Here is a 5,446-nt window from a genome sequence, read left to right as displayed (position 1 = left end):
CGATCTCGTGGTCTGAACTGCCGGCGCCGACCACCCCGTTCAGCGAACAGGACTGGGCGAGCTGGCACGACGGACTCGCCGCGCTCGAGCGCGACTGGTTCGCGCCGGCCCTCGCCGCGCTGCGGAACGGCGAGCTCGCGAGTGTCGACTTCACGCTGTGCGGCGACACGAGCTCCGTGACGCTGCACGCGACGCGCGGCGACCTGCGCAAGTTCTGGCGCCGCCGCGCGCTTGCCTCCCTGTTCGAATAACAAGCAGACCCCGTATGACCCGGATCGTTACCCGCCCCGTCGCGCCCGCCGACGCCGAAGTGCTCGCGCGCCACGGCCTGCATCCCGTCCTTGCGCGCCTGTACGCGTCGCGCGGCGTGCAGTCCCCCGCCGACATCGAGACCGCGCTTGCGCGGCTCGTTCCGCCCACCGAGCTGAAAGGCTGCGCCGACGCCGCATCGCTGCTCGCCGACGCGATCGCCGACAAGCGGCGTCTGCTCGTAGTCGCCGACTACGACTGCGACGGCGCGACCGCGTGTGCGGTCGCGGTGCGCGGCCTGCGGATGTTCGGCGCGCAGATCGACTACCTGGTGCCGAACCGTTTCGAATATGGCTACGGCCTCACGCCCGAGATCGTCGAACTCGCCGCCGCGCGCAAGCCCGACCTGCTGATCACCGTCGACAACGGGATCGCGAGCGTCGCGGGCGTCGAAGCCGCGAACGCACGCGGCATCGACGTGCTCGTGACCGACCACCACCTGCCCGGCGACGCGCTGCCCTCCGCACGCGCGATCGTCAACCCGAACCAGCCCGGCTGCGCGTTCCCGAGCAAGCACCTCGCCGGCGTCGGCGTGATGTTCTACGTGCTGCTCGCGCTGCGCGCCGAGCTGCGCCGTCGCGGCGCGTTCGCAAGCAAAGAGGCCGAGCCGCGCCTCGACGGCCTGCTCGACCTCGTTGCGCTCGGTACCGTCGCCGACGTCGTGCGGCTCGACGGCAACAACCGAGTGCTCGTCGCGCAGGGGCTGCAGCGCATCCGCAACGGCCGCATGCAGCCGGGCATCGCCGCGCTGTTCCGTGCGGCCGCGCGCGAAGCGCGCACGGCGTCGGGCTTCGACCTCGGCTTCGGCCTCGGCCCGCGCCTGAACGCTGCCGGGCGGCTCTCCGACATGTCGCTCGGCATCGAGTGCCTGATCACCGACGACATCGGCCGCGCGTGGGATCTCGCGCAGCAGCTCGACGTGATGAACCGCGAACGCCGCGAGATCGAGGCCGGCATGCAGCAGCAGGCGCTCGCCGATCTCGCCGACGTCGATCCGGCCGACGCATGCACGATCACCCTCTTCAACCCCGAGTGGCACCAGGGCGTGATCGGCATCGTCGCCGGCCGGCTCAAGGAAAAATTCCACCGGCCGTCGTTCACGTTTGCGCACGCGGACGACGAAGGCAAGCGGGTCAAGGGGTCGGGCCGCTCGATTCCCGGCTTCCACCTGCGCGACGCGCTCGACCTCGTGTCGAAGCGCGAACCGGACCTGATCGTCGCGTTCGGCGGCCACGCGATGGCGGCCGGCCTCACGCTCGACACCGAGAACGTGCCGCGCTTCGCGGCCGCGTTCGAGGCCGTCGCGCGCGAATGGCTGTCCGACGACGCGCTCGCCCGCGTGATCGAGACCGACGGCGAACTCGAGGACGCGTACTTCACGCCGCAGTTCGTCGGACTGCTCGACGAGGCCGTCTGGGGGCAAGGCTTTCCGGCCCCGCTTTTCTCGGGCGAATTCGACGTCGTGTCGCAGTCGCTCGTGAAGGAAAAGCACCTGAAGCTGCAGCTCGCGCGCGGCCGCCAGCGCTTCAACGCGATCTGGTTCAACCACACGGAGCCGCTGCCGGAGAGCGCACTGGTCGCATACCGCCTCGTCGCGGATACGTGGAACGGCGTCACGCGCGTCCAGCTGATCGTCGAACACGCGGCCGGCTGAGTGCGGGCCGCCCGGCCCGCACTGCCCGCCGAGGCATGCACGCCGCGCCGAACGGGGCCGCGGCGCGCGTGCGAGCACCGTTTGCGTCACCGGGCAACCCTGCCGATCGGCTATAATTCCGCTTTTTTACGAAGCAAGAATAGCGAACGATCATGGAAGCGGAACGTCTCAACGCGATCGAAAGCTCCCTGCTCGACCTGCGCACCCGCGCGGGCGAGCTTCGGGGGTATCTTTGACTACGACGCCAAAGCTGCGCGTCTGACCGAAGTCAACAAGGAACTCGAAGACCCGAACGTCTGGAACGATTCGAAGAACGCCCAGGCGCTCGGTCGCGAGAAGAAGCTGCTCGAGGGCGTCGTCACGACGCTGACGGCGCTCGATAGCGACCTGCGCGACGCGCTCGACCTGTTCGAGCTGGCCCGCGAGGAAGGCGACGAGGACACCCTCGTCGCGTCGGAAGAAGACGCCGCGAAGCTCGCGTCGCGCGTCGGCGACATCGAGTTCCGCCGGATGTTCTCGAACCCGGCCGACCCGAACAACTGCTTCATCGACATCCAGGCCGGCGCCGGCGGCACCGAGGCATGCGACTGGGCCTCGATGCTGCTGCGCCAGTACCTGCGCTACTGCGAACGCAAGGGCTTCAAGGCCGAAGTGCTCGAAGAGTCCGACGGCGACGTCGCCGGCATCAAGAACGCGACGGTCAAGGTGTCGGGCGAATACGCATACGGCTTCCTGCGCACCGAAACGGGCATCCACCGCCTCGTGCGCAAGTCGCCGTTCGACTCGTCGGGCGGCCGCCACACGTCGTTCTCGTCGGTGTTCGTGTATCCGGAAATCGACGACTCGATCGAAGTCGAGATCAACCCGGCCGACCTGCGCATCGACACGTACCGCGCATCGGGTGCGGGCGGTCAGCACATCAACAAGACCGACTCCGCGGTGCGGATCACGCACATGCCGACCGGTATCGTCGTGCAGTGCCAGAACGACCGCTCGCAGCACCGCAACCGCGCCGAAGCGATGGCGATGCTGAAATCGCGCCTGTACGAAGTTGAAATGCGCAAGCGCCAGGCCGAACAGGACAAGCTCGAATCGAGCAAGACCGATGTGGGCTGGGGCCACCAGATCCGTTCGTACGTGCTCGACCAGAGCCGCGTGAAGGACCTGCGCACGAACGTCGAAATGAGCAACACGCGCGCCGTCCTCGACGGCGACCTCGACGACTTCATCAGCGCGAGCCTCAAACAGGGCGTGTAAGCGCCGCGGCGCGACCCTGCCGGGTCGCGCCCCCTTGCCCTTCCCGTTTGCGTTGCCGCACCCACTCCGAATTCCGACCATCATGACCGAACCGACCCAAACGCAGCCCGCCGTCACCGCGGACGAAAACCAGATCATCGCCGAGCGCCGCGAGAAGCTGCGCGCCCTGCGCGAGCAAGGCGTCGCCTACCCGAACGATTTCCGCCCGACGCATCACGCAGCCGATCTGCAGACGACATTCGCCGACTCGGACAAGGCCGCGCTCGAAGCGAACCCGGTCGAGGTGTCGGTCGCCGGCCGGATGATGCTCAAGCGCGTGATGGGCAAGGCAAGCTTCGCGACGGTGCAGGACGGTTCGGGCCAGATCCAGTTCTTCGTGACGCCGAACGACGTCGGCGCGGAAACCTACGACGCATTCAAGAAGTGGGACCTCGGCGACATCGTCGCCGCGCGCGGCGTGCTGTTCCGCACCAACAAGGGCGAGCTGTCGGTCCAGTGCAAGGAACTGCGCCTGCTGTCGAAGGCGCTGCGCCCGCTGCCGGACAAGTTCCACGGCCTGTCGGACCAGGAAATGCGCTACCGCCAGCGCTACGTCGACCTGATCGTCACGCCGGAAACGCGCGACACGTTCCGCGCCCGCACCAAGACGATCGCGTCGATCCGCAAGTTCATGGACAACGCCGAGTTCATGGAAGTCGAGACGCCGATGCTGCACCCGATCCCGGGCGGCGCGGCCGCGAAGCCGTTCGTCACGCATCACAACGCGCTCGACATGCAGATGTTCCTGCGCATCGCGCCGGAGCTGTACCTGAAGCGCCTGATCGTCGGTGGCTTCGAACGCGTGTTCGAAATCAACCGTAACTTCCGGAACGAAGGCGTGTCGCCGCGTCACAACCCGGAATTCACGATGATGGAGTTCTACGCCGCGTACACCGACTATCGCTGGCTGATGGACTTCACCGAGCAGCTGATCCGCCAGGCGGCGATCGATGCACTCGGCACCGCGACGATCCAGTACCAGGGCCGCGAGCTCGACCTCGCGAAGCCGTTCCACCGCCTGACGATCACGCAGGCGATCCAGAAGTACGCACCGGACTACACCGCCGGCCAGCTGTCGGACGACGCGTTCCTGCGCACCGAACTGAAGCGTTTCGGCGTCGACGTGTCGCAGCCGGCGTTCCTGAACGCTGGCATCGGCGCACTGCAGCTCGCACTGTTCGAGGAAACGGCCGAAGCCCAGCTGTGGGAGCCGACCTTCATCATCGACTACCCGGTCGAAGTGTCGCCGCTCGCACGCGCATCGGATACGGTGCCGGGCATCACCGAGCGTTTCGAGTTGTTCATGACCGGCCGCGAAATCGCGAACGGCTTCTCGGAGCTGAACGATCCGGAAGACCAGGCTGCGCGCTTCAAGAAGCAGGTCGAGCAGAAGGATGCGGGCGACGAGGAAGCGATGTTCTTCGACGCTGACTACATCCGCGCGCTCGAATACGGGATGCCTCCGACCGGCGGCTGCGGGATCGGTATCGACCGTCTCGTGATGCTGCTGACCGACAGCCCGACGATCCGCGACGTGCTGCTGTTCCCGCATCTGCGCCGCGAAGACTGATCGTTGCATCCGCGTGTGCGCCGCGCCCTGCGGCGCGCACGCGTCAGCTTTGTAACGACGCGTAAATCCCGCCAGCCGGCGTCCGCCGGCTTTCGATCCTCCCCCGTTTTACTCCCTCGTCGCGACGGCCTTCTCCGGGTTTTCCCTGTCATGGCTGCCGGCGCCCCGCTGCAATTCGTTACACCTTGATACGGCGTGCCGCGTGCCGGTGAACGACACTCCTCTTGCGTCACCACGCATGACCACGGGACCAGAACGAGGCGCAGGAACGCCAAGTCTGCTCGCTCCCGAGCGTGGGGTTCGGCCCGGCACCGATGTGCCGATCCGGATCGACATCGGAGAAAAAAATGGACAACCAGAATCAGACCACGCCGCAAAAGCAACGCCTCCACCCGCTCATCGCCACCGCCGCCGGCGCCGTCATCGTCGCCAGCCTCGCGGCGACGGCCGCGATCACCGGCGTGTTCCCGAAGGCCAGCAGCAGCAACGAACAGAACGGCCAGACCCAGGCCGCGCTGATCGCATCGCAGCCGGCCGTCGATACGGCCGCCGCGGCCAGCGCCGCGCTGGCCGCGCAAGCCCAGCAGCAGGCGGCCGAACAGGCCGCCGCGAGATAG

General features: G+C 67.4%; 3 protein-coding genes and 2 pseudogenes. All 5 read left to right on the top strand.

From position 1 onward, the window contains the following. A pseudogene (locus tag G3N93_RS33400) lies at positions 1-251 on the top strand (regulator); the annotation flags it as partial. Positions 252-265: 14 nt separating this feature from the next. Continuing rightward, the gene (recJ, locus tag G3N93_RS33395) at positions 266-1,963 is read left to right on the top strand and encodes a single-stranded-DNA-specific exonuclease RecJ (RefSeq protein ID WP_174941874.1); all 1,698 of its coding nucleotides are present in this window, start codon (positions 266-268) and stop codon (positions 1,961-1,963) included. A gap of 152 nt (positions 1,964-2,115) precedes the next feature. Continuing rightward, a protein-coding gene (gene prfB, locus G3N93_RS33390; protein WP_157687188.1) for a peptide chain release factor 2 occupies positions 2,116-3,220 on the top strand; the annotation gives its coding sequence in 2 pieces (ribosomal slippage) (positions 2,116-2,196 and positions 2,198-3,220; 1,104 coding nt in all). Between the two features lie 82 nt (positions 3,221-3,302). Then, positions 3,303-4,829 carry a lysine--tRNA ligase gene (gene lysS, locus G3N93_RS33385; protein ID WP_041492890.1) on the top strand — a complete coding sequence of 509 codons (1,527 nt, stop codon included), beginning with the start codon at positions 3,303-3,305 and terminating at the stop codon, positions 4,827-4,829. 347 nt (positions 4,830-5,176) lie between these two features. After that, positions 5,177-5,437: pseudogene (locus tag G3N93_RS33380) on the top strand (hypothetical protein); the annotation flags it as partial. Between the last annotated feature and the right edge of the window lie 9 nt (positions 5,438-5,446).

The sequence above is a fragment of the Burkholderia sp. Se-20378 genome (genome assembly GCF_017104665.1).
GTDB lineage: Bacteria > Pseudomonadota > Gammaproteobacteria > Burkholderiales > Burkholderiaceae > Burkholderia > Burkholderia lata.
Note: the sequence above shows the minus strand (reverse complement) of the source record. Positions and strands in the feature narration are given on the sequence as shown.

Coding starts and splice junctions, on each gene's coding strand:
- lysS (WP_041492890.1), top strand. CDS start 3,303: ATGACCGAACCGACCCAAACGCAGCCCGCCGTCACCGCGGACGAAAAC.
- recJ (WP_174941874.1), top strand. CDS start 266: ATGACCCGGATCGTTACCCGCCCCGTCGCGCCCGCCGACGCCGAAGTG.